This is a genomic window from Sulfoacidibacillus thermotolerans (assembly GCF_003144315.1).
Taxonomy (GTDB): Bacteria; Bacillota; Bacilli; order Alicyclobacillales; family SLC66; genus Sulfoacidibacillus; species Sulfoacidibacillus thermotolerans.
In genome coordinates, this window is sequence record NZ_MPDK01000025.1 from 1 (window position 1) to 24323 (window position 24323).

The following is a 24323-nucleotide window of genomic DNA, read 5'->3' on the forward strand; positions in this document are numbered from 1 at the left end:
TTCTTGCGCCGCCGCTCGCGGCGACATCGAGTAATATAGCATACCCTGTTTTGCTCTGTCAATGCGTTTTTATCTGTTTTATTTTAGATTTTTTGGAAGTACAAGATGTGCTATAAGACCAACCATCATAAGCAATACAATTAACGCGATTAACATTGCTCCTTGTTCAACAACAAATTGCATTTCAATCACTCCCACTCTTAAAAAATCACACAAAAAGAGAACCTAGAAACTCGAGTATATTTTTTATGCCTCGAGTTTCAGCTGCCCGCTAACAAAATTAAATAATCCAATTCTACTCCTTTGTTTCTTCAGAATCATCCGTTCCATCCGCAACAGAAGAGGCTACCCGAGCTACAGAACTCACTTCGGAATCATCACTCAAATTAATTAATCTGATCCCTTGAGTGTTTCTACTTCTAACGGATATTTCATCGATTGGTAAACGAATAGCAACCCCTGTATTGGTAATGATCATTAGATCTTCATGCGCATGAACGACTTTAAGTGCAACAATATTTCCGTTTTTCTCTGTAACATTAAGTGTTTTAATTCCTTTTCCACCACGCGTTTGTGTGCGGTAATCGTCAATGGAAGTTCGCTTTCCATATCCCTTTGTACTCACAACAAGCACCGTAGTATTAGGTTGAACGACGTCCATCCCTACAATTTCATCATCTTTTTCTAGTGTAATCCCCTTAACTCCTGCAGCAGTCCGTCCCATTGGCCGAACATCAGATTCCGGAAAACGAATAGACATCCCGTATTTCGTCCCCATAATAATTTCTCTTTTCCCATCAGTTAAGCGAACACCAATTAGTTCGTCATCTTCACGAATGCTAAGTGCGATAAGTCCGACTTTGCGGATGTTAGAAAAGGCACTAAGTGATGTTTTTTTAATAATTCCATCACGAGTTGCTGTGAAGAGATAAAAATCATCAGATAGCAAATCTTCTTTACTAACCGGAATAACAGCCGAGATCTTTTCTCCTTGTTCGATGTTCAACAGATTGATAATCGGTACACCTTTTGCTGTTCTACCTAATTCAGGAACTTCATATGCCATTAAGCGATACACTTTTGCTCGATTAGTAAAAATAAGCAAATTGTTGTGAGAGGATGTAATAAACATATGTTCAACAAAATCCTCATCTTTTGTCCCCATAGCTGTAACTCCACGTCCACCACGTCGCTGACTACGATAAGTACTTGATGGTGCGCGTTTAATATACCCTGCATGAGTAATCGTAATCACCACATCTTGTTCTTGGATGAGGTCTCCCTCATCGAATTCTTCTCCTTCGGCAGCGACTATACGTGTGCGTCTCGCATCACCAAACTTATTGCGCAGATCTAGAATCTCTTTGCGAACAACAGCAAGTACCTTGGCTTCATCCGCTAGAATCGCACGATATTCAGCAATTAAACGTTGCAATTCCCGATATTCATTTTCGATTTTCTCACGTTCTAAACCAGTCAAACGTTGCAAGCGCATATCTAGAATTGCTTGTGCCTGTTCTTCAGATAAGGAAAAAGTAGTGATCAAACCTGTTCTTGCAAGATCAACTGTTGCTGAGGAGCGAATAAGTTGAATAACCTCATCCAAATGATCTAGTGCAATTCGCAACCCCTCTAAAATATGTGCACGGGCTTCTGCTTTTCGCAAATCATAACGCGTACGACGTACAATCACTTCTTTTTGATGTTCAAGATAGTAAAATAATAGCTCGCGTAACGAAAGCACTCTTGGTTGGCCATTAACGAGCGCTAATGCATTGACACCAAATGTTGTTTGTAATGGTGTATGTTTATAAAGATTGTTTAAGATTACTTGAGGTCGTACATCTCTGCGTAATTCTATGACGATACGCATCCCTTTTCGATCACTTTCATCACGCAAGTCAGTAATGCCATCAATCTTCTTTTCCCTTGCTAATTCTGCAATTTTTTCAATCAAGCGTGCCTTATTTACTTGATAAGGCAACTCTGTAATCACAATGCGAACTTTTCCATTTGATGCTTCTTCAATCATGTGAACTGCGCGTATCGTAAGACTTCCATGTCCGGTATGATATGCCTTTCGAATGCCATCTCGCCCAAGAATTACACCGTATGTTGGGAAATCAGGACCTTTAATTACTGTCATGAGATCATCTATTGTTGCATCCGGTCTATCAATAAGCATAACGACACCATCAATAATTTCAGTTAAATTGTGAGGAGGCATATTTGTTGCCATGCCGACAGCAATTCCTGAAGAACCATTTACGAGTAAATTAGGAAAACGTGAGGGTAAAACAGTGGGTTCCTTTTCACTGCCATCATAATTCGGTTGGAAATCAACGGTTTCTTTATTGATATCACGTACCATTTCTAAAGCAAGTGAAGTCATACGAGATTCTGTATAACGCATTGCTGCAGCAGCATCTCCATCGACACTCCCAAAATTTCCATGTCCATCAACCAATAAATAGCGTGTTGAAAAATCTTGAGCCAGTCGAACTAATGCATCGTATACAGCTGTATCCCCATGTGGATGGTACTTTGCTAGAACATCACCAACAATTCTCGCTGACTTTTTATATGGCTTATCAGGGGTCATTCCTAGTTCTAACATTGCATAGATAATTCTCCGATGTACTGGTTTTAAACCATCTCTTACATCAGGAATTGCACGGCTCACAATTACGCTCATTGCATAGTCAATAAAAGAATGTCTTAGTTCTGAGGTAATATCTATCGGCAAAACCTTACCATTTTCAGCCACATAAATCCTCCCTTACCCACATTCGCAGTAAAAAATTTAAATGTCTAAGTTCCGCACAAACTGTGCGTGTTCTTCAATAAATTCACGCCGTGGTTCCACACGATCACCCATTAATACACTAAAAATAGCATCAGCATCGATTGCATCTTCTAGCGTGACTTGCAAAATTGTTCTCGTATTGGGATCCATCGTCGTATCCCAAAGTTGTTCTGCATTCATTTCACCAAGACCTTTATAGCGCTGGACTTCGACGCCACTCTGTCCAATTTGTTCATATAAGCGCTGTAATTCGGTATCATTGTAAGCGTAATGCACTTGTTTATTTTTCGTTACTTTATACAATGGGGGTTGTGCGATATACACATATCCCGCATCGATTAATTCACGCATATATCGATAGAAAAATGTAAGTAACAAAATTCGGATATGGCTTCCATCGACATCAGCGTCTGTCATAATGATACACTTGTGATATCTTGCCTTCGTGATATCAAAATCATTTGAGATCCCCGTTCCAAGTGCAGTAATGATCGCTCGAATTTCCGCATTTGAAAGAATCTTATCTAATCTTGCCTTTTCGACATTTAAAATTTTTCCTCGCAATGGAAGTATCGCTTGAAAATGTCGATCTCTTCCCTGTTTTGCAGATCCTCCAGCCGAATCTCCTTCAACAATATACAATTCACTAATTGAGGCATCTCGACTTGAACAATCTGCTAATTTGCCTGGTAATGAACTTACTTCTAAGGCGCTTTTGCGACGTGTTAATTCTCTCGCTTTACGAGCAGCTTCTCTTGCACGTGCAGCTGTTACTGCTTTATCAATAATTCGTTTTGCAACACTGGGATTTTCATCTAAAAATGTAGCTAGCTTTTCTCCAAATAGACTCTCCACAATTCCTTTTACTTCACTGTTCCCTAATTTTGTCTTAGTTTGTCCTTCGAATTGGGGTTCCCGAATTTTTACACTCACAATTGCTGTAAGGCCTTCTCTAACATCATCCCCAGTTAAATTTTGATCTGAATCTTTTAAGATATTGTTGCGTTTTGCATAGTCATTCAAAATGCGCGTCAAAGCAGACTTAAATCCTGATTCATGTGTACCGCCTTCAACCGTATGAATATTATTTGCAAAAGAGAAAATGTTACTTGTATAACTGTCATTATATTGTAATGCGATTTCAACAGTTACCGTATCACGCTCTCCTTGAATATATACAGGTTCTTCATGAAGTACATCTTTCCCTCGATTTAGATAGTCGACAAATGATTTAACTCCGCCTTCATATTGGAACACTTGTGTACGATCAATTCGTTCATCAATCAGCGTAATTTTAATTCCTTTATTAAGAAATGCCAATTCACGAAGACGAGTCTGTAAGGTTTCAAAATTTAATTCAATCGTCTCTGTGAAAATTTCCTTGTCCGGTAAAAAAGTTATAGTTGATCCTGTTTCCGAAGATTCACCTATGACTTCTAACTCTGAGGTTGCAATTCCACGAGCGAACGTTTGACGATAAAGTTTATGGTTTCGCTTGACAAGAACTTCTAGTCGTTCAGATAAAGCATTGACTACAGAAGCGCCAACGCCATGCAATCCTCCCGAGACCTTATAACCTTCCCCGTTAAACTTTCCACCAGCATGAAGAACTGTGAGAGCAACAGTAACTGCTGGCAAACCAGTTTTTTCATGAATATCTACAGGAAATCCTCGACCATTATCTTGAACTGTTACCGATTGATCTTTATGAACGGTTACAGTTATGGTATCGCAGTATCCGGCTAAGGCTTCATCAATTGCATTATCCACAATTTCCCACACCAAATGATGCAATCCTCGAGGACTCGTAGAACCTATGTACATACCCGGACGTTTACGAACAGCTTCTAATCCTTCAAGTACAACGATTTGTGCTGCCCCATAATTTCCATTTGTGTTTTCAATTTCATTAGCCAATCAAATTCCCTCCAAAAATACTCCATAAATTAATTTTGTAGATAATTTTAGTAAATATTGATTCGCTTCTTTAATGTAGAAGAGGAAATGGGAGAAATATATACTTGGTCTTTTGTCACAACATAAGATTTAGGTTCCCCGTTTGCTAGGTCGTTTACTTTTTCTTGCTGTGCAATTGAAGCGAGAAAGGAGTGATTGTGAGGAGAGAGTTGCCAAGGTTTAACATCAATAATGACAATGATGTCATCCCAATGCAAGATGACATCTCCGCCGATATCTAAATACAACGATCTCACCTCTCTACAGTTATTATACCATGAGCAATTTTAAATACCTTCCCATTTAAATTTGCTTTCAGTCGATTCTCTAGATCTGTTGTCGTCAAAATAGTTTGTGCTCCATGCAAATTTTCTAGTAAGTGTTTTTGTCTAGAAAGGTCAAGTTCAGAAAAGACATCGTCTAATAAAACAATGGGTAATTCTTTTGTTTTCTCTCGAATATACTCAAAAAGTGCAAATTTTAATGATAACACAACAGTTCTCACTTGACCTTGTGAGGCAAAACGCGAAACTGGTTTGCCATCTAAATAAAATAAGAGATCATCTCGATGGGGTCCTACTGTTGTAAAACCTTTTTCTACATCATGGTGTGCAGATTGTCTTAATTGTTCAAATAAATTTTCACGATAAGAGATTTCATTTGATCCTTTTACTCCTGTTTTATAACTGATTGATAATGTTTCTTTTTGGTTGGAAAGTTCTTTGTAAATTCGTGTTGCATGAAAACTTAATTCTTGAATAAATTGATCACGTTGAGATAAAATTACACCCCCGACCGTGCTTAACTGTTCATCCCATACGGGAAGCGGATCGAATTGGCGCATACGTAACAGAGAGTTCCTTTGCAGTAACAATTGATTATAAGTTCTTAGATGATGGACAAAACCTGAAATGAATTGTCCCATATTTAAATTCAAAAATTTTCTGCGCTCGTCAGGACCTAGTTTGATCATTTGAAGGTCATCTGGTGTAAAAAATACAATATGCAATTGACCAAGAAATTCACTTAAATTTTTCTTTGAAACACCATTTACTTTAATTTGTTTCCCTTTCTCCAGAATTTTCATTGCCATATCCATTTGTTTCCCATTACGGTGAAATAAGATCCGTAATTGTGATTGTGTTTCACCAAATTGTATAAGTTCCTTTTCATGTTTTGCTCGTGTGGAACGACCATAAGCAAACATTGATATTGCTTCGAGTATAGTTGTCTTCCCTTCAGCATTTTGACCTAATAACACATTTAAGGTTGGACCAAATTGAAGACTTGTATAACTGTATGTTCTGAAGTTTTGTAAATCTAGTCGCTCAATCTTCATGTTCACTCTCTGCAATCAGGATCGTTTGATTAAAAACGGAGATAAGATCACCAGGATATAGTTTCCTTCCTCGTCTTTGTTCATGAATTCCATTAACAAAAACTTTATTATCTTGGAGAATGACTTTTGCACTGCCTCCAGAATCAATCATTCCAGATAATTTGAGAGCTTGCTGTAAAGTGATATAGGTTGTTTTCGTGTGGATCGTTATCATGTATTGGGTCCAAAGCGAACCGGCAAAATTAGATGTAAAGGACGGTCGCTATTCGTTGGTTTCAGTATAAAAGCACTGCCTGGACTCGTAAATTCAATACGGACCTGATAATTATTTAATGCTTTTAGTGCGTCTAATAAAAATTTTGCATTACATGCTATTTGTAAATCATCTCCTTCAAATGAGATTGGATCGATAGTCTCTGTAACCTTACCTATGTCAGGAGAGTTTGAAGTGACCTCGATATGTGTACGTCTTAAATATAAACGAATCACCTGATTTTCATTTTCTCTTGCCAATAGTGCTGCTCGTTCTATGGATTCAGTAAATTGTTTAGGATCTACTTCAATTGCTGTACGCCATGTAGTTGGAATAATACGTGAAATATCCGGATATTGTCCCTCAATTAAGCGGGAATAAAATTTAGTCGCACCAAAAGTAACAAGTAGTTGATTGTCTGCAATATAAATATCTGTGAATTCTTCAGAGTCCGGTAATATTTTAAGTAGTTCATTTAAACTTTTCCCTGGAATAATTGCCTCTAATTTATCATATGAATATTTTGTCTCCGCATAAATACTGTGTATGGATAATCTGTGACTATCACTTGCTATAAATCGCAACTGTGGCTCTACAAATGAAAAGAGAACCCCTGTGAGTGTAGGGCGAATTTCAGAAGTTGCAGTTGCAAATGCAGTTTGTTCAATAAGGGAAATTAAAACATTAGAAGGCATGGATAAACTCATTTCTTCTGTTACGGAAGGAAGATGTGGATATTCGCGAGGATCCATTCCATTTAAGGTATACGTGGCTGAGCCAGAGCGAATGGTTGCAGTTAAGTCTGTAACATCAATTCGTACTAATTTGTGAGGTAGTTTTCTAACAATATCAAGAAGGTATTTTGCGTGAAGTACAATACTTCCTGTTTGTTCAATTTGTAAGGTGGGTTCTGGATCATCTGTAGGATGAACAATGGTTTGAATTCCGATTTCTTGATCATACGCGGTAAGTTGAATATGAGTTGCAAAAACTTCTAAGTACACTCCATAAAGAATTGGCTTCGTTGTTCGCGTAGGGATCGCTTTTGAAATCGTCTGCAAAGCTTGGGATAAAAGCGATTTTAAGATTACGATGCGCATGAACGATCTCTCCTTGGCATATAGATCATTAGGATTAATAAAGAAGATAGTTATTATAATAATGCCTGTGCAATCTGTTGATAACTCCGATAGATGTTTTTTTTTATGCTAATTCACATGTTGACGATCTGTGGATAAATCACTTAACTTACGCTTTGGCATTGTGTATAACTAATTGGTCAGTCAGTTGGTGGATGAGCAACTGTAATTTTGCGTCATTCTTTAGATCTTCAGATATTTTTTCACAGGCATGCAAAACTGTAGTATGGTCGCGACCGCCAAATTCTCGTCCGATTTTAGGAAGAGATAAATCGGTGAGAGTTCGTGTTAGATACATTGCGAGTTGTCGTGGATAAGCGATTTCTTTTTGTCGTCCACGGCTCACCATATCTTCAAGTTGAATTTGGAAATGAGAACAGACAACTCTTTGAATATCTGCAACAGTGAGAGGTCTTTTTGCATCTGCTGGAAGAATGTCAGTGAGTGCTTCCTCGACTAATAATGCATCAATGTCGCGATTCATCATTGATGAATAGGCGATTACACGAATTAGAGCACCTTCTAATTCACGCACATTGGTTTCGACCTTTGTGGCAATGAGATTTAAAGCCTCATTGTCAATTGAAAAACCTTCTGCTTTAGCTTTTTTTCGTAAAATAGCAACTCGTGTTTCAAATTCTGGCGGTTTTACATCGATGATTAGACCGCCAGAAAAACGGGAGCGCAAGCGATTTTCAAGACGTTCAATGTCTTTTGGCGGACGATCGCTTGTGATGACAATTTGCTTATGATCATTGTGTAAAGTATTGAAGGTATGAAAAAACTCTTCTTGGGTAGATTCTTTACCAGCAATAAATTGAATATCGTCGATTAACAGGATGTCTGCCCTCCGGTATTTGTTTCGAAAATCGTCAATCGTTCGTGTTTGGAGCGCAGTTACAAATTCATTTACGAATGTTTCACACGAAATGTAGACCACTTTTGCATTTGCATTCATGCGTAATGCATGTTGGCCAATCGCATGCATCAGGTGTGTCTTTCCTAGACCTACTCCACCGTAAAGGAAAAAAGGATTGTAATTTTGCGCAGGTCTTTCAGCTACTGCAATACTTGCAGCATGGGCTAAACGATTGCGTTCTCCAATGACAAACGTATCGAATGTATATTTTGGATTAAACGGTGTTTGATTAGTAAATTCATCTTCAAAAGGATGCTCACGATAATCTTTGTGTTTTTGAGAGCGATGGGCTTGATTTTCCTCTAATACAAAAGAAACGGTTACGGGTTCAGGTGTTACAACACTAATGGCCTCTTGAATGGTGTCTAAAAGGTACTTATTAATATGATCTAATGCCATTGGAGAGGGAACGCGGATGATTAAGTGATGACCATCAAATGAGTGAGCATCAGTTAGATGAATCCATGTTTCAAAAACAGATTTTTCAAGTATTCCTTGGAGTACGCGAACAGTTTGCTCCCAGATCTGGTGTCCATCGTTCATCATGACTTACTAGAGCCCCCTAGGCTAATTTCAGTTATCCACAGGGCATAATCGACACAAGAATGTAGTAAGTACGCTTGTGCTAAACGCCGAAATAAGATATACACAGGTAGATTGAGATGTGAATAATCCACATATACAAGGTGAAGTTTATATCTTATCCACAGCTGTGGATAAGATTGTGGATAAACAGTAAAAGGATAAATAGCGCTGACCAATCATATCAGAAAACTCCTAGAGAGACAAGGATCGTTATGATTCTTGGATTGTGGATAAAAATCTTCATCAGATGGCTAAAATGCAATGAGGGGTGTGTACAATTCAACATTATAGGTGCTGTGAAAAAAAGTTATCCACCGAACTTATCCACATGTGCATAAGTTCGGTGTGTACATTTATTATCGAAGATTTATCCACAGAAGTGACGGACAAAACTTGACATGCTGGCGTACGGTTTACTATAATCTATAGGTATTTTACCGATTGGTGGCTTTGAGGAGGTGTAACTCCATATGAAACCGACTTTTAATCCGAATGTTCGCAGACGTAAAAAAGTACATGGGTTTCGTCAGCGCATGTCGACGAAAAACGGTCGGCGCGTTTTGGCGGCGCGTAGGCGTAAAGGAAGAAGAGTGATTTCTGCATAGGCCACTTTACGGGTGGTCTTTTTTTCAATTGTGCGCCTTGTGTTTTAGAATGGATGTGTCGGGAGGTTTTATTTCTGAGCGAGGAAAAGCGCATGATTCTTTGCGCGCGCGCGACAATAAAGCTGACATTAAAGGGACATCGCCTGAGGCGCAATGGAGACTTTCGTTATGTTTTTGCTCGAGGTAGTTCTGTGGCCAATCGGTATTATGTACTATATGTTTTGAAAAAAGACAGGACGAAGTCAACTCGAGTAGGTTTTTCAGTCAGCAAAAAAGTTGGTAATGCAGTAGTGCGCAATCGAGTAAAGCGTTTATTGCGTGAAATTATGAGAGTACAAATTCAAAACTTTACAACAGGCTATGATCTTGCGATTATTGCGCGTAAAGAAGCTGCTAATCTCAATTATGCAAAAGTTTCTAAGGAGATTCTTAAGTTGCTTGTGAGAGCAAAATTGCTCTAAGGATATGAATTTTTAAGATCGTGTCACGGATGGATGTGATCGCGCAATGAGATGGATTTTTATCGGCTTTATTCGTTTGTATCAAATGGTTGTTTCTCCTTTAACACCCTCTACGTGTCGGTTTTATCCGACATGTTCTCATTATTGTTTGGAGTCGATTAAAAAATATGGTGTTTTTCGTGGTCTTTGGTTGTGTGTGAAGCGTGTGGTTCGTTGTGGTCCGTGGCATCCTGGCGGATATGATCCAGTGCCCTGAAGATTCGGAGGTTGGTAACAGTTGCGAGCGCGTTCGTCTAGGATAATAGCATTGTACCTGAGCATGGGTTTCCTTTTAACAAGTGGTTCTGTTGCTTATGCAGCTACAAGTTCTTCTGCAAAGGCGTCACCGAGTCCAAGCATTTGGGATCAAGCAGTTAATGCATTTGCTGATCTGATAAACTGGGTGGCGCATTATGTTGGTGACTATGGAATTGCGTTAATTATTGTCACTATTTTCATCCGCTTAATTACAATGCCGTTGATGCTTAAAAGTCTTCAGAATTCAAAGAAGATGCAAGCGTTAAAACCGCAGTTAGATGAATTGAAAAAAGAACATGGCAGTGACCCGCGTAGATTTCAAGAAGAGACGATGGCGTTGTACAAAGCTGAAGGTGTTAATCCATTGAGTGGATGTATGCCGATGATTATTCAGTTTGTGGTACTAACCTTATTGTATCGGGCGATTTATACGGATCATGCGATGTTGTATTCGAAGTTTCTAGGATTATTACCGCTTGGTCAACCGGATCATACATTTATTTTGCCGGTTCTTGCTGGAGTAACGAGTTATTTTCAGCAACGTGTAACGATGGTTCAAATGGATCCTACTCAACAAAAAATTATGCAGATCGTTTTTCCGTTGATGATTTTCTTTTTCGCTCTGCGTGTCTTTGCAGCACTTTCGTTATATTGGGTTTTTAGTAATATATTTACAATCGCGCAAATGTACTTTGTGCGTGTGAAAACGTCAACCCAAGAGGTGGGCAAAAAATGAGAATGGTTTCTGTATCTGCCACAACAGTTGAACTGGCAGTTGCAGAGGGATTAAGGCAATTAAACGTCGGGCGTGAACGTGCGGAGGTAGTTGTGAAGACGGCGCCTTCTAAAGGTTTTTTCGGTTTTGGCGCCCGACCTGCAGTAGTTGAAGTTTCGATTATAGAAGATCCAGTTGCAGATGCTGAATTGTTTCTACGTGAAATGTTTGTCACTATGCGTTTGGCGATTAAGGTAAATAAACAGGTTAAAGGCAGAGAAGTAACGTTTGATCTGAGTGGGGATCGTGTTGCTTTATTAATTGGCAAACAAGGAAGAACTCTGGATGCTATTCAGCTTCTTGTAAATGCGGTTGGTAATAAATATGCAAAGAAACCTTTTCGTTTTATCGTGGATGCAGAAGGGTATCGAGAGCGGCATCGTCAAAAACTGGTTTATCAGGCAAAAAAATTAGCGGATAAAGCAGTATTATTAGGCCGCGAAATTTCGATGGAACCCATGGTTGCAAGTGACCGAAAAATTATTCACAATGCGTTGCAAGAGCGCAATGATGTAAAAACAGAGAGTCGAGGAGAAGAACCGAATCGTGCGATTGTCATTGTGCCAAAGACATTAAAAAGAGCTAATCGTGTGATTAAAGAGCGGGTTCAATAAATGTGGCTGATTTGAAGTAGCTCCTTATGCATAATTGGCAAGAGGTATAGTTGTCTTTCTGTATATAGTTGGTGTCGGGTTGAGTGCGCCAACTATTTTGGTGTCTATAAATGTTTTTTTACTTGTATGATTATGCTGGTTTAGCACTAGGAAAGTAAATTTGAAGAGAGAGGAGAATGATCAAGTGGATTCTCAAGACACAATTGCTGCTATTGCCACAGCCCTTGGTGAAGCGAGCATTGCTGTGATTCGCGTCAGCGGGGATCATGCTTTAGACATTGTAGATCGTGTATTTTCTGGGAAACAATCTTTACAACATGTGGATAGCCATACTGTGCATTATGGGCATATCGTGTCTTTCCATGATCATACCCCATTAGATGAGGTTTTAGTGACTGTTATGCGTTCTCCTCGAAGTTATACGACTGAAGATGTAGTTGAGATTAGTACTCATGGGGGAACGCAAACTGTTCAAGCGGTATTACTCGAATTGTTACGTGCTGGAGCTCGTTTAGCTAGTCCTGGAGAATTTACAAAACGTGCATTTTTAGGTGGACGCATTGATTTGTCACAGGCAGAAGGTGTTATGGAATTGATCGGTGCACATACTGCTGCAGCTAGGCAAGCTGCATTAAAACAAGTTGAAGGGAGTCTTAGTTTTCGAGTAAAAGAACTTCGTGAACGTCTTTTGCAACTAATGGCTCATGTTGAGGTTACAATTGATTATCCTGAGCATGATGAGGAAGAGGCTACAACGGAACGGGTATTTGAAGGATGTACTTCTGTGTTAGAGGATGTTTCTCAGATGTTAGAAACCGCTGATCAAGGGAGAATTTTGCGTGATGGCATCCAGACAGCAATTATCGGGCGCCCGAATGTTGGTAAATCTTCTTTACTGAATTTATTGGTTCGCAAAGAACGAGCGATTGTTACTGATATTCCCGGGACAACTAGAGATGTTTTGGAAGAGTTTATACAGGTTGAAGGAGTGCCTTTTCATATTCTCGATACGGCTGGGATTCGTGAAACGAGCGATGTGGTTGAAAAAATTGGAGTCGATCGAAGTAGAAAGGCAATGGCTGAAGCAGATTTATTGTTACTTGTCATTGATAGTAGTCGTAAACTCTCTGAAGAAGATGAACGCTTGTTGGAGTTATCCCAGAAACAATCGACGATCGTCATATTGAGTAAGAGTGATTTAGATCGTGTTGTTTCAGTTGAAGATGTGAAGCAGAGAGCACCTGACAGTATTTGTGTTCCTTTTTCTGTTAAAGATCCTCGGTTACTACAGGATCTCGAACATGCAATGGTGGATAAAATCTCAAGAGGACAAATGAAGCCACGGGATGCTACTTTTATCGCTAATGCGAGACATGTCCGATTGCTTGAACAGACAAAAGAGTTATTAGAGCAAGTCTTACATTCTGCAAATGAAGGTCAAACCTTGGATTTGGTAGCTGTTGATTTATATCAAGCATGGGTTACTCTCGGTGAGATTATAGGAGAAACACCGAGAGAAGATTTGCTTGATCAGATTTTTACACAATTTTGTTTGGGGAAATAGATTTAGAACGTAGGAAAGGAGCGTTTCTGTTATGGAATATCTAGGCGGCGAATATGATGTGATTGTGATTGGGGCTGGTCATGCTGGCTCAGAGGCTGCCTTAGCTGCTGCTCGTATGGGCTGTAAGACGTTACTTGTTACGATAAATTTAGATGCCATAGCGTTCATGCCGTGTAATCCTTCGATTGGAGGACCGGCAAAAGGGATTGTGGTGCGTGAAATTGATGCACTCGGGGGACAAATGGCCTATAACACAGACTTAACCTATATTCAAATGCGTCTTTTGAACACTGGGAAAGGTCCAGCTGTACAAGCGTTGCGAGCTCAGTCAGATAAAGCTCTCTATGGGAGAATGATGAAATGGACTTTAGAGAGTCAAGAAAATCTAACCTTGCGTCAAGGGATGGTAGAGCGCATTTTAACACGCAATGGTCATGTAACGGGAGTACAAACGCAAACAGGTGCCCAATATTTTGCACGCTCTGTGGTCTTGACAACTGGAACTTATCTGCGTGGGCGTATCATTATCGGCGATGTTTCTTATCAGGGAGGGCCTAATGGTCAGTTGCCTGCGATGAAATTAACGGATAGTTTGCTTGACTTGGGCTTTGATCTTGTTCGCTTTAAAACCGGGACTCCTCCCCGTATTAATCGAAAAACTATTAATTTTGATCACTTGCTTGCTCAACCGGGTGATCCTGAACCTTTGCATTTTTCTTATCGTGATGATATTGTGCCACGTGAGCAGATGAATTGTTGGTTAACCTATACATCTGCAGCTACACATGAGATTATTGGAGAGAATTTACATCGAGCTCCGATGTTTTCCGGGGAAATAGAAGGAAGAGGTCCCCGTTATTGTCCAAGTATCGAGGATAAAGTTGTGCGCTTTAAAGATCGACCTGCACACCAGATTTTTCTTGAACCTGAGGGTAAACATACTGAAGAATGGTATGTTCAGGGGATGTCGACTAGTTTGCCTGAAGATGTGCAGATTCAAATGTTGCGGACGATTCCTGGACTTGAGCAAGTGGAGATGTTGCGCCCTGGCTATGCAATCGAGTACGATGCAATGGTGCCAACTCAATTGTGGCCTTCACTTGAGACAAAGACTGTATCTGGGTTATTTACGGCAGGTCAAATTAATGGTACTTCTGGATATGAAGAAGCCGCGGGGCAGGGGATCATCGCTGGAATTAATGCAGCGTTACATGCAATGAATCGTGAACCCGTGATTTTATCCCGATCTGATGCTTATATAGGTGTAATGATTGATGATTTGGTAACGAAAGGAACCACTGAGCCTTACCGTTTATTGACTTCTCGTGCAGAATATCGATTGTTATTAAGAAACGACAATGCGGATGCACGTCTTATGGAGATTGGACATCGCATTGGTCTTCTCTCTGATCAACGATATGAGAGATTTTTAGAAAAACAAGAGGGTATTGCGAGAGAGAAAGAAAGATTGCGTTCTATTCGTATTTCCCCTTCAACTGTTACAGAGCGGTTTGCTGATCAAGGAATCTCTGCTCCATCGAGTTCAGTTACTTTAGAACAGTTGTTGCGCAGACCAGAAATTACGTATGAGATGGTTGCTGATTTATCTCCTGCACCAGAAAAGATTTCTACAGAAGTTGCGAAACAGGTGGAGATTGACACGAAATATCAAGGGTATGTGGTTCGACAAACACAGGAGATTGAACGTCAAAAACGGTTAGAAGATCGTCGATTACCGGATCAAATTGATTATACAGCAATTTCTGGTCTTGCTAATGAGGCAAAGGAAAAACTTTCGAAGATTCGCCCTCGCAGTATTGGACAAGCGTCTCGTATTGAAGGGGTTTCACCAGCGGATATTTCAGTGTTATTAATTTGGCTTGAAACTAAGTCGAGGCGGCAAACAGCGAATGGTTGACACAAAAATTCAATTTTCTATCGAGGATTTTGCTCGTGAATGTGAGCAGCGTGGGTTTCCTCTTTCTTTGAAGCAAATTGATCAATTTATTCACTATGCAAATTGGCTTCAAGAATGGAATCAGAAGATGAATCTCACGGCGATCTCTGATTTTGATAGCATCTTGCTCAAGCATTTTCTTGATTGTTTAGAATTAGTTCCTGTTCTACAGCGTGGCATGGAGAAATCAAAAGGTTCTACGCACAGTAAGGTACTTGATTTTGGTACTGGCGCAGGATTTCCTGGGCTTGTTTTAAAATTAGCGATGCCGGAACTTTCTATGACTCTTTGCGATTCACTGCGAAAACGCACTGATTTCCTCTCGTTTATTGTAGATCAACTAAATCTTACGGATGTACAGGTACTTCATGCGCGCACGGAAGAAATTGCAAAGTTAGGGGACTATCGCGAGCGTTTTGCTTATGTACTTGCTCGTGCTGTTGCTCGCATGCCTGTGCTTATAGAGTGGGCTGGACCGCTTGTACAAGTTGAAGGATACTTCTATGCAATGAAGGGTCCTCATCCCCAAAGTGAATTGCTTGAGGCCAACCGAATTGCAGAACGCGTTGGTTTTTTGCGATTTGATGTTACACCCTATGAACTGCCATTGGGCGCTGGGGATCATACGATTGTATGTGCTTATAAGGGGAGGCCAACACCTCGCTCATTTCCAAGAAGACCTGGTGAAGCACAGCGCAATCCGATTTTGTGATCAAATTTTAATTTTTGTTGTGACTATGTCAAACTTTGAGTTGTTTTGTCGATCAAGCACTTCATTTGTCGATCATCGTACGGAGAGAAGGAATTTGTCGATGGTCTGCAGAACGTATAGAGCATGTAGACTGAGTGGGTGGTGGCCAAGGTGAAGGAGCGTTGGTCTCGGTTTTTAGGGGCTGTAGAACGCGGTCATGGATCGAACAGCTTGCTACAACAGATTCCTATCACTTCTGTGCGTGCAAATCGATATCAGCCGCGGTCTGTTTTCGATGAAGGGAAGTTAGATGAGCTAGGAGCGACGATCCGCACACACGGGATGATTCAACCGATTGTGGTGAGACCACAAGATGACGGTTTTTTTGAGTTAGTTGCAGGTGAAAGAAGATGGCGAGCAGCTCAACGAGTTGGTCTTGATTATATTCCCGCGATTGTGAAGGACCTTTCAGATTCTCAAGCTGCTTCTCTCGCACTGATCGAAAATTTGCAACGTGAAGGACTAACCGCAATTGAAGAAGCACTAGCCTATCAAAAATTGATTGAATTGCATCATTTAACCCAGGAGAGTTTAGCTCAACGTCTTGGGAAGGGGCAATCTACGATTGCCAATAAATTGCGTCTTTTGAATTTAGCTCCAGAAGTTCAAGAGGCAGTAAAGATGAGAACGATTAGTGAACGTCATGCCCGTGCTTTATTGTCATTATCTCAAGAGGCTCAGGGTAAGATATTAGCTGAAATTCTTGCGAAGGACTTAAATGTTCGTCAAACTGAGAAAAGGGTAGAAGATTATCTTGCGCAACCAGCGCAAAAGCCTCGAGCACAGCGGGCTGGAGTGAGTCGTGATTTTCGCATTGCGATGAACACGGTGCGTGAATCTGTTAAATTAATTCAAAATAGCGGATTTACAGTACAGACTGAGGAACACGAGGATGAAGAGTTTTTCGAGTTTATTATTCGTCTTCCTAAAAAAAAATCAAGTTAGGAATCACTTCTTGATGAACTGCTTATGTCTTCGCTTCGCCTAAGTGGGTTCTCGTTCAATGTTTCTTTTTCAATCTTCTGCTTTGACATAGGACACACAATTCCATGGTGTGTTCTTTTTTTTTCGAGTACAATGGATGGTGGATCTTTTGGGGTGTTTTATATTCGGAGGTAGGTATAATGGCACGAGTGATGGCGGTAGCCAATCAAAAAGGCGGGGTGGGAAAAACGACAACCTCCGTGAATTTAGGGGCTTGTCTAGCAGAACTAGGGAAGAAAGTGCTGCTTATTGATATTGATCCTCAAGGCAACACCACGTCTGGCGTTGGAATCAACAAAGCAGATGTTAGATATTGCATATATGATGTCATCATTAATGATGTTAATTCAACAGATGCCATTCTTCATACTTCTGTTCAAAACCTTGACATCATTCCTGCGACTATACAGTTGGCAGGTGCGGAGATTGAACTTGTTCCAACAATTTCAAGAGAAGTTCGTTTGCGTCGAGCCATTGCGGCTATCCGAGCAAATTACGATTATATTTTGATTGATTGTCCTCCTTCTTTGGGATTGCTCACGATTAATGCACTTACTGGTTCTGATTCTGTGGTGATTCCCATTCAGTGCGAATACTATGCATTGGAAGGACTAAGTCAATTATTAAGCACAATTCGATTAGTTCAAAAACATTTGAACACCTCTCTTGAAATTGAGGGAGTTTTACTTACAATGTTAGACGCTCGAACGAATTTAGGAATTCAAGTGATAGAGGACGTAAAAAAGTATTTTCGTGAGAAAGTCTATCATACGATTATTCCTCGCAACGTTCGGTTAAGTGAAGCTCCGAGCCATGGCAAACCAATTTTGCAGTATGACCCCAAGTCCCGCGGGGCAGAAGTGTATCTCGATTTGGCGAAGGAAGTGATTGGGATTTGAAAGCAAAGAGTGGACTTGGTAAAGGGCTTGAAGCTTTGCTTCCTCAAATAAGTTCTGATGCCACAGAGGAAGTTGTCCTTCTTCGTTTAGAGGATTTACGTCCCAACCCGTATCAGCCACGGAGAGAATTTAATGAAGATAAGCTGCTTGAGTTGATGGAATCTATTAGAGAACACGGAATTTTACAACCAATTGTTGTTCGTCAAGGCCAAGGTCGGCATTATGAGATTATTGCTGGTGAACGTCGATTTCGCGCAATGCAAATGCTTCAGGGGGAAACGATCCCGTCAATTGTACGTCAAATTTCAGACCGCGAAGCAATGGAGATTGCTTTAATTGAGAATTTACAAAGAGAAGATTTGACTCCTATTGAAGTTGCCGAGGCGTATTCAAAGATTATGCAACATTTTTCGTTGACGCAAGAGCAGTTAGCGGCTCGAGTGGGACAGAGCAGATCTCATGTGGCTAATTTGTTGCGTCTCCTGACGTTACCCATTGAAATTCGTGATAATGTTTCACGTGGAACAATTTCTATGGGTCATGCGCGTGCACTACTTGCTATCGATGAACCACAGTCGCAGGCAACGATTGCGAAGAAAATTATTGAGGATGGATTAACGGTTCGTGCTGTAGAACAATTAGTACATCGGTTACAAGTTGTTTCACGTGAAACAAAACCTAAAAACACTACTACGAAAGTGGCACCTGTTGTAAAAGCATATGAAGAACAATTGCGAAATATTCTCGGAACCTCCGTACGTATTCACATGGGGAAAAAACGAGGGAAGATAGAAATTGAATACTTTTCACAAGAGGATTTGGAAAGAATCTTGCAACTTTTAAACACTCATGCCTAATTGGATTGCAATCAATCTTTGAATAGAAGAAAAAGTTAAATGCATATTGGCAGTTTAGGAGGAACTACATTTGTTTTTAGTCGGGCCTATCGTTAATACGATAGCTATTATCATGGGTACAATAATTGGAGTGAGTTTGAAAGAAATTCCTGAACGCATGCGAACTACAGTATTACAGGGCATGGCGTTATTTGTTATCACACTCGGGATTACGATGGCTATTGCTGCTCCATCAGGGGATATTATTTATATTGTTCTTTCGGTAGTGCTAGGAGGTGTACTGGGAGCCTGGTGGGATCTCGAAGGTGCACTTGAGCGATTTGGGAAATTCGCGGAAACTACATTTAAAGGGAATATGGGTGGTGTGTCAGAAGCTTTTGTTTTTGCGAGCTTAGTTTTTGGGGTTGGGTCGATGGCTGTGCTTGGTGCATTACAAAGTGGTTTGGATGGGCAAAATACAATTCTCTATACAAAGAGTATATTAGATGGTTTCTCGGCAGTGATTTTTACTACAGTCATGGGACCAGGAGTTGGTCTATCGGCGATTCCAATCCTTATTTATGAAGGCGGGCTTGCTCTGATTGCGCACTTTATGGGCGCGGATCTGCGTTCCGCATCCATAATTGCAGATGTAACAGCTGTCGGTGGATTATTGATCATGGGGATTGGTGTCAATATATTAGAAATAAAACGGATCAGAGTAGCAAATTTACTACCAGCCATGGGGGTTGTTGCCTTGGTCCGTTGGCTAGCGACGCATGCCACTCCATTGTTGGCATCGTGGATTCACTTTTGAATGGAGTGTATGTAGATGCAAAATTTTTTGATGTTAAGTTTAAAGGATCAGGCACTAATACTTAGTGCGGGAGTTTCGTTTATTGTTGCGATTATTTCTTTGATTCTGTCTAGTGTTGCGGCCGTACGAACAAAAAAACTGCGGAATAGATATCGCAGTTTGATGAAAGGAGAATCTGGGATTGATATTGAGTCTTTAATACATCGGTATAATGATCGAGTGATTGCACTAGAACAAGAGATTGAGAGAATGGCGGGATTAATAAAAAACCACGATTTGCGAATTACTCAAAAAGTGGAGACAGCTCAAGTATTGCGTTATAATGCTTTTGGAGAAAAAGGAAATGACTTAAGTTTTTCGGTTGCATTTTTAGATGAAAAGGGGACTGGCGCCGTAATTAGCAGTATTTTTGGCAGGGATGAGTCGCGGGTTTACGCAAAACCGATTGTTGAAAAGAAATCGAATTATGCATTGACCAATGAAGAACAAGAAGTAATTTTAAAACAGATCAAATAAAAAGTTAAATACAAACGAAAGGTGACAGTCGCACCCAAGATATTGGGCGAGGACCGTCCCCTTTTTTATTTGCTTTTAAATAACGAAGAAAAACGTGGGATGGTCGATCTGGAGGTGATATTTGCATTGTGGCTTAAGTGTAAATTGTGAAGTTCAGAAGCATAGGAAAGTGCATCTGCAATGACGTTAGCCATGCGAAAAACAATAGATAAACGAGTATTTTGTAAAACAAAATACTCCATAAAACCGCCTACATTAACGATGCCAGTAATGTGAATATCACCGACGGATGGCAATTGTTTATGGACTCCAGCGCCAGGTTGGAGCGCGCCGCGGGCGACAGATATTTGGCCAATGTTTGCTACCTGGCCTAGACACGCATCAATTGCAATGATATAAGGTTGTTCGATACTTCGTTGTACTCTTGCAATTGTTTGTTCTAAATTCACGGCATGAACAGGAAGATCAAGTGTGCCATATAAAACAAAATCATGAGTGCGTTCTGTTAGCTCAGAACCAACAAGAGGACCGAGCGCGTCTCCAGTCGAGCGATCAGTTCCAATGCACATCACGACAATGTTTGAGCCTGCAGGCCGTTCCGAAAGTAGCTCAGCAATAGAACTTCCTAATTCAGAAGCAGCACTCGGATGATTATAGGAAATACGAACAGGCTCTTTATCTTTATGGAGGTTTAGCAAGCGACCACCACGCCCCTTAGAAGGTTGATAGTACAGTATGTGACCGAAAACCGGCAAAATATACCCACAAAATGCATAGAATCGAATCATTACAGAGGACAGGCGGGATGACTCAAGTGATCATCGATCTCTTGATTGTGAACATCGTGGTGTGGACGGGATTAATGGGATATCTTGCAGGGGCGGGTAGAGTCTTAATTTATGTATCGGTCATAGGAGGTAGTGCCTATATTTTAAATTCGGTGGTCCCTTGGTTACATTTTATGAATTCAGATATAACCATTAAAATGGAGTACCTTCAATGGTTAAACAGAATGTTAGAACCAATATATCCAGTAACATGGTTACGCATGCCAAATGTTGAGTCAGTGTATGTTTTTTCAATGAACAGGTGGCTTCCTTCCATACGCGAAGGATTTCGCGAATTGGTTGCATATGGGACGGGTTTTGCAGTGTTGATAGGACTTTTATTAGGGGTTCGTACATTTGATAATTTGTGGTCAGATGTACTGGGAAAGCAACGGATGAATAGTCTCGGTGCGTTAATGGGGGGAGTTACGGGTCTATATATAGCTGCCCTTACGTTTGAAGTGGTGAGTTCGATACTCTTTGGACTCACGGACAGTACACCACGCTTCTGGCTCTACCATTCTCTTCTTGTTCGAACGTGGACGCATATTCGGCTGCATGGTATAGTCAGATAGAAAAAGTAGTTGAGCGGAGGAAGTACCATTGGAGAAATCATATAAATTAGGGGATTTTGTGACGATGAAAAAACCCCATCCCTGTGGTGCGAATGAGTGGCAAATTATCCGCATGGGGATGGATATTCGAATAAAATGTGTGCAATGTGGCAGAAGTGTACTCTTGACTCGACGGGAATTTGAGAGATCTTTAAAAAAGATTTTAGGAGCAGTGGAGGATTAGGATGAAATTTGTTAAGACAGCATGCCCGATGGATTGCTATGATAGCTGTTCAATTGTGGCAGAAGTAGATTCTAACGAAACACTCGTTAGAATAGAAGGGAATGACAGACATCCCATTACGGAAGGGCGCTTATGCGGTAAAGGGTATAAGCTGCTTGACCGTTACCGAAGTGATCGCAGAATTTTATGGCCAATGAAAAAAGTTGACGGAAAATGGCAGCGCATTACTTGGGAAGAGGTTCTTAAGGAGATTGCTAATGAAGTACAACTTGCAATTAGAACATACGGACCCTTATCCATAATGCATACGTATGACTATGGTTCAAGCGGTATATTAAAGTTAGCAACCGATCGTTTTTTTAGAATGTTAGGTGGATTTACAGATGTCACAGGAAGTTTATGTTGGGCTGCAGGGATTACAGCTCAGGAATACGATTTTGGCCAAGCACAAAGTAATGACCCAGAGGATATTGCTCAACATGCAAAGCATATCGTAGTTTGGGGACGAAATGTCAGCGTGACCAATATGCACATGGTTAAATATATACGTCAAGCCAAAAAGCGCGGAGCAACCCTTGTAGTGATCAATCCATTGAAAACAGATCTTGATGCTTCTGCCGATCTTATCATTCGACCCAAACCTGGAACAGATGGGATATTGGCACTTGCGGTTTGTAATGAGTTGATTTCAAATGGACGTTATGACCAATCTTTTGTTAATCAATACACAGTAGGTTTTGATAAATTCAAAGATCACGTTGCGGCGTATGATGTAACACGAGCAATGGATTTATGCGGAATTACAAAGAATGAAGTTGCATATCTAACAAATATTTACGCTGATGGTCCCACAAGTACATTATTAGGGATAGGTATGCAACGTTATCGTAATGGTGGGAATACGATTCGGGCGATCGATGCATTAGGAGCGATCAGTGGAAATATTGGTATGGCTGGCGGTGGAGTTAATTATGCACAACGTGAAGTTGCGGATATGGTCGATTGGGATCACTTGACACAGAGAGACAAGACAGTTCCTGTACGAGAATTTTCCCGTGTTACACAGGCAAGAGAGATACTAGATGCGGACCCGCCTATTGATGTACTGTTTATCTCGCGGACAAACTTAGTAGCTCAAGTTCCCAATGCATCGCTTACACGACAGGCACTACAGAAAGTACGTGTAAAAATCTTGCTTGAATCTTTTATGACACAAACAGCTGATGAAGTAGATTATATTTTGCCAGCAACCACATTTTTTGAAGAAGAAGACGTCATGCTCATTTCAATGTGGAGTTCTTATTTGGCCTATGCGAATCAGGTGGTACCACCAAGCGGAGAAGCACGACCTGATTGGATGATATTTCGCGATTTGGCGAGGGAATTGCAATTGGGGGATGAATTGGAGATATCGCCTGAACAGCTCATTAAAGAGATATTTGAACCTCTTCATAAAAAAGGGGGATCGATAGCGACCTGTAAGTCAGAAGGTTTTATTCGTTTACCGATTCATTCAGTAGCATATCATAATAAAGTGTTCGCAACCTCATCAGGGAAAATTGAATTATATTCAGAACGAGCAAAACAAGATGGACATAGTCCGATGGCAGAACCTGATTTTTTGCAGTTTGAAAACGATCGAAATTTCCCATATAAACTTTTAACTGTGCATCCTCGCAAGCAAGAAAACTCCCAGTTTCCACTTGATCAAGATCCGCTACAATATCCCATCGTGGAAATTGCTCCGCAGTTAGCGAAGAAACATGGAGTCAGTGAACTGGATAAAATATGGGTAGAAACTGAGGTTGGGCGTTTGCGTTGCGAAGTGAAAGTAGTAAATGAAATGCGGGCTGATGTTGTGAAAATCGAGCAAGGCTTCACTTTTGGTATGTTGAATGTCAATCTGTTGACAGAGACAATAAGTTCGGATTTTGGCAGAGGTAGTGCCCAATATGATATGAACTGTCGATTAGTAAATGAGAAAGAAAAGCAGGGAATGAATGACAAAGAAAAGGTGGGAGATGCTATAAAATGACAGATCATGGTTTGTAAAGAGGTGAGCACAAATGGGGGAAAAAATTGTCGGTGTGCGAAAAAATGAACGTGGGGAAATTGCGATGCTAAAGTTGAATAATGGAACCATGGTGTCATTAGAAACCGCTCGTAAACTTGCGAGAGAAGGAAGATTAGATTCTCTAACTGATTTAGATGAGAATGGAAACTGGATCATTGCAAATGATTTTGATGATGCTATTTCAGAATCAGGAAATAATCTGGATGTTCTTCCTGAATTTTAACGGTCATGGCAAACTAAAATAATGACAAAAAATAAGCTTTATCTGCTTTCCCTTGCTCGTTGCAAGAAAAGCAGATAAAGCTTATTCTTAATGATACGTGCCAAAAGGGTTATCATAGTTATTGGATATGATGATATGGGTCTATAGCCAATAAGCCTCGTGCCTTTCTTAATTTATTGCGAAGCGCTCTCCATCTTTTGCGCATAAGGACACCTCCTTTCAAATTAGGGTCAATGTAGTTTGGCTTTTTACACTACCGCTTATCCAATACTACGCAGGATTTGTACAATTCATAATGGTAATCAATCGATAAACACGTAAAATGAGG

Annotated in this window: 25 protein-coding genes; 17 read left to right on the plus strand and 8 right to left on the minus strand. The window is 40.4% G+C overall.

Features of this window, described 5'->3' with window-relative positions; genetic code table 11:
• Positions 1–295 precede the first annotated feature (295 nt).
• The 7 genes from gyrA to dnaA form a co-directional block, all read right to left on the minus strand.
• Positions 296–2767 carry a DNA gyrase subunit A gene (gene gyrA, locus BM613_RS11745; RefSeq protein WP_109431381.1) on the minus strand — a complete coding sequence of 824 codons (2472 nt, stop codon included), beginning with the start codon at positions 2765–2767 and terminating at the stop codon, positions 296–298.
• 36 nt (positions 2768–2803) lie between these two features.
• Positions 2804–4723, minus strand: a complete 1920-nt coding sequence (gyrB, locus tag BM613_RS11750; protein WP_281267859.1) for a DNA topoisomerase (ATP-hydrolyzing) subunit B — start codon at positions 4721–4723, stop codon at positions 2804–2806.
• A 47-nt stretch (positions 4724–4770) separates the two neighbouring features.
• Positions 4771–5010, minus strand: coding sequence for an extracellular matrix regulator RemB (gene remB, locus BM613_RS11755; protein WP_181363110.1), 240 nt, complete (start codon positions 5008–5010; stop codon positions 4771–4773).
• Positions 5011–5015: 5 nt separating this feature from the next.
• Positions 5016–6101: a DNA replication/repair protein RecF gene (recF, locus tag BM613_RS11760; RefSeq protein ID WP_109431383.1), complete on the minus strand. Its 1086-nt coding sequence runs from the start codon at positions 6099–6101 to the stop codon at positions 5016–5018.
• Positions 6091–6315: an RNA-binding S4 domain-containing protein gene (locus BM613_RS11765; RefSeq protein ID WP_109431384.1), complete on the minus strand. Its 225-nt coding sequence runs from the start codon at positions 6313–6315 to the stop codon at positions 6091–6093. The genes recF and BM613_RS11765 overlap by 11 nt, the downstream gene beginning before the upstream one ends.
• Positions 6312–7454, minus strand: coding sequence for a DNA polymerase III subunit beta (gene dnaN, locus BM613_RS11770; RefSeq protein ID WP_109431385.1), 1143 nt, complete (start codon positions 7452–7454; stop codon positions 6312–6314). Before dnaN ends, BM613_RS11765 begins: the two co-directional genes overlap by 4 nt.
• Positions 7455–7602: 148 nt before the next feature.
• On the minus strand, positions 7603–8955 hold the full coding sequence (dnaA, locus tag BM613_RS11775) for a chromosomal replication initiator protein DnaA (RefSeq protein WP_109431415.1): 1353 nt from the start codon (positions 8953–8955) through the stop codon (positions 7603–7605).
• A gap of 512 nt (positions 8956–9467) precedes the next feature.
• On the opposite strand from dnaA, the gene rpmH reads away from it, so the two are divergent.
• From rpmH to BM613_RS11840, 13 genes are all read left to right on the plus strand, one after another.
• Positions 9468–9602, plus strand: a complete 135-nt coding sequence (rpmH, locus tag BM613_RS11780; RefSeq protein ID WP_109431386.1) for a 50S ribosomal protein L34 — start codon at positions 9468–9470, stop codon at positions 9600–9602.
• Between the two features lie 92 nt (positions 9603–9694).
• Positions 9695–10063, plus strand: a complete 369-nt coding sequence (gene rnpA / locus BM613_RS11785; protein WP_181363111.1) for a ribonuclease P protein component — start codon at positions 9695–9697, stop codon at positions 10061–10063.
• Between the two features lie 46 nt (positions 10064–10109).
• Positions 10110–10319, plus strand: a complete 210-nt coding sequence (gene yidD, locus BM613_RS11790; RefSeq protein ID WP_109431388.1) for a membrane protein insertion efficiency factor YidD — start codon at positions 10110–10112, stop codon at positions 10317–10319.
• 63 nt (positions 10320–10382) lie between these two features.
• Positions 10383–11096, plus strand: a complete 714-nt coding sequence (locus BM613_RS11795; protein WP_109431389.1) for a YidC/Oxa1 family membrane protein insertase — start codon at positions 10383–10385, stop codon at positions 11094–11096.
• Positions 11093–11749, plus strand: coding sequence for an RNA-binding cell elongation regulator Jag/EloR (jag, locus tag BM613_RS11800; RefSeq protein WP_109431390.1), 657 nt, complete (start codon positions 11093–11095; stop codon positions 11747–11749). Before BM613_RS11795 ends, jag begins: the two co-directional genes overlap by 4 nt.
• A 184-nt stretch (positions 11750–11933) precedes the next feature.
• Entirely contained in the window at positions 11934–13313 is a 1380-nt protein-coding gene (gene mnmE, locus BM613_RS11805; protein WP_109431391.1) for a tRNA uridine-5-carboxymethylaminomethyl(34) synthesis GTPase MnmE, read from the plus strand.
• A gap of 31 nt (positions 13314–13344) precedes the next feature.
• A complete protein-coding gene (mnmG, locus tag BM613_RS11810) occupies positions 13345–15231 on the plus strand; it encodes a tRNA uridine-5-carboxymethylaminomethyl(34) synthesis enzyme MnmG (protein WP_109431392.1) in 1887 nt (628 codons plus the stop codon).
• Positions 15224–15982: a 16S rRNA (guanine(527)-N(7))-methyltransferase RsmG gene (rsmG, locus tag BM613_RS11815; protein WP_109431393.1), complete on the plus strand. Its 759-nt coding sequence runs from the start codon at positions 15224–15226 to the stop codon at positions 15980–15982. The genes mnmG and rsmG overlap by 8 nt, the downstream gene beginning before the upstream one ends.
• A 150-nt stretch (positions 15983–16132) precedes the next feature.
• A complete protein-coding gene (gene noc / locus BM613_RS11820) occupies positions 16133–16966 on the plus strand; it encodes a nucleoid occlusion protein (RefSeq protein ID WP_109431394.1) in 834 nt (277 codons plus the stop codon).
• Between the two features lie 179 nt (positions 16967–17145).
• Positions 17146–17904 (plus strand): ParA family protein, encoded by a 759-nt coding sequence (locus BM613_RS11825; RefSeq protein WP_109431395.1) that lies wholly within the window; start codon positions 17146–17148, stop codon positions 17902–17904.
• Positions 17901–18761 carry a ParB/RepB/Spo0J family partition protein gene (locus BM613_RS11830; RefSeq protein ID WP_109431396.1) on the plus strand — a complete coding sequence of 287 codons (861 nt, stop codon included), beginning with the start codon at positions 17901–17903 and terminating at the stop codon, positions 18759–18761. The genes BM613_RS11825 and BM613_RS11830 overlap by 4 nt, the downstream gene beginning before the upstream one ends.
• Positions 18762–18831: 70 nt before the next feature.
• Entirely contained in the window at positions 18832–19557 is a 726-nt protein-coding gene (locus tag BM613_RS11835) for a DUF554 domain-containing protein (protein WP_109431397.1), read from the plus strand.
• Between the two features lie 15 nt (positions 19558–19572).
• The gene (locus BM613_RS11840) at positions 19573–20073 is read left to right on the plus strand and encodes a DUF4446 family protein (protein WP_109431398.1); all 501 of its coding nucleotides are present in this window, start codon (positions 19573–19575) and stop codon (positions 20071–20073) included.
• A 65-nt stretch (positions 20074–20138) separates the two neighbouring features.
• Here the strand turns inward: BM613_RS11840 and yyaC are convergent, their stop codons facing one another.
• On the minus strand, positions 20139–20861 hold the full coding sequence (gene yyaC, locus BM613_RS11845; protein ID WP_109431399.1) for a spore protease YyaC: 723 nt from the start codon (positions 20859–20861) through the stop codon (positions 20139–20141).
• A 17-nt stretch (positions 20862–20878) separates the two neighbouring features.
• On the opposite strand from yyaC, the gene BM613_RS11850 reads away from it, so the two are divergent.
• Genes BM613_RS11850 through BM613_RS11865 form a run of 4 tightly spaced genes read left to right on the plus strand, consistent with a single transcriptional unit; the run spans position 20879 to position 23995 of the window.
• Positions 20879–21475, plus strand: a complete 597-nt coding sequence (locus tag BM613_RS11850; RefSeq protein WP_109431400.1) for a hypothetical protein — start codon at positions 20879–20881, stop codon at positions 21473–21475.
• 28 nt (positions 21476–21503) lie between these two features.
• Positions 21504–21698 carry a DUF951 domain-containing protein gene (locus BM613_RS11855; protein ID WP_109431401.1) on the plus strand — a complete coding sequence of 65 codons (195 nt, stop codon included), beginning with the start codon at positions 21504–21506 and terminating at the stop codon, positions 21696–21698.
• A 1-nt stretch (position 21699) separates the two neighbouring features.
• Positions 21700–23733, plus strand: coding sequence for a molybdopterin-dependent oxidoreductase (locus BM613_RS11860; protein ID WP_109431402.1), 2034 nt, complete (start codon positions 21700–21702; stop codon positions 23731–23733).
• Between the two features lie 31 nt (positions 23734–23764).
• Positions 23765–23995: a DUF3892 domain-containing protein gene (locus tag BM613_RS11865; protein WP_109431403.1), complete on the plus strand. Its 231-nt coding sequence runs from the start codon at positions 23765–23767 to the stop codon at positions 23993–23995.
• Positions 23996–24323 lie beyond the last annotated feature (328 nt).

Coding starts and splice junctions, on each gene's coding strand:
- recF (WP_109431383.1), bottom strand. CDS start 6,101: ATGAAGATTGAGCGACTAGATTTACAAAACTTCAGAACATACAGTTAT.
- BM613_RS11765 (WP_109431384.1), bottom strand. CDS start 6,315: ATGATAACGATCCACACGAAAACAACCTATATCACTTTACAGCAAGCT.
- dnaN (WP_109431385.1), bottom strand. CDS start 7,454: ATGCGCATCGTAATCTTAAAATCGCTTTTATCCCAAGCTTTGCAGACG.
- dnaA (WP_109431415.1), bottom strand. CDS start 8,955: ATGAACGATGGACACCAGATCTGGGAGCAAACTGTTCGCGTACTCCAA.
- rpmH (WP_109431386.1), top strand. CDS start 9,468: ATGAAACCGACTTTTAATCCGAATGTTCGCAGACGTAAAAAAGTACAT.
- rnpA (WP_181363111.1), top strand. CDS start 9,695: ATGATTCTTTGCGCGCGCGCGACAATAAAGCTGACATTAAAGGGACAT.
- yidD (WP_109431388.1), top strand. CDS start 10,110: ATGAGATGGATTTTTATCGGCTTTATTCGTTTGTATCAAATGGTTGTT.
- BM613_RS11795 (WP_109431389.1), top strand. CDS start 10,383: ATGGGTTTCCTTTTAACAAGTGGTTCTGTTGCTTATGCAGCTACAAGT.
- jag (WP_109431390.1), top strand. CDS start 11,093: ATGAGAATGGTTTCTGTATCTGCCACAACAGTTGAACTGGCAGTTGCA.
- mnmG (WP_109431392.1), top strand. CDS start 13,345: ATGGAATATCTAGGCGGCGAATATGATGTGATTGTGATTGGGGCTGGT.
- rsmG (WP_109431393.1), top strand. CDS start 15,224: ATGGTTGACACAAAAATTCAATTTTCTATCGAGGATTTTGCTCGTGAA.
- BM613_RS11825 (WP_109431395.1), top strand. CDS start 17,146: ATGGCACGAGTGATGGCGGTAGCCAATCAAAAAGGCGGGGTGGGAAAA.
- BM613_RS11840 (WP_109431398.1), top strand. CDS start 19,573: ATGCAAAATTTTTTGATGTTAAGTTTAAAGGATCAGGCACTAATACTT.
- yyaC (WP_109431399.1), bottom strand. CDS start 20,861: ATGATTCGATTCTATGCATTTTGTGGGTATATTTTGCCGGTTTTCGGT.
- BM613_RS11850 (WP_109431400.1), top strand. CDS start 20,879: ATGACTCAAGTGATCATCGATCTCTTGATTGTGAACATCGTGGTGTGG.
- BM613_RS11860 (WP_109431402.1), top strand. CDS start 21,700: ATGAAATTTGTTAAGACAGCATGCCCGATGGATTGCTATGATAGCTGT.
- BM613_RS11865 (WP_109431403.1), top strand. CDS start 23,765: ATGGGGGAAAAAATTGTCGGTGTGCGAAAAAATGAACGTGGGGAAATT.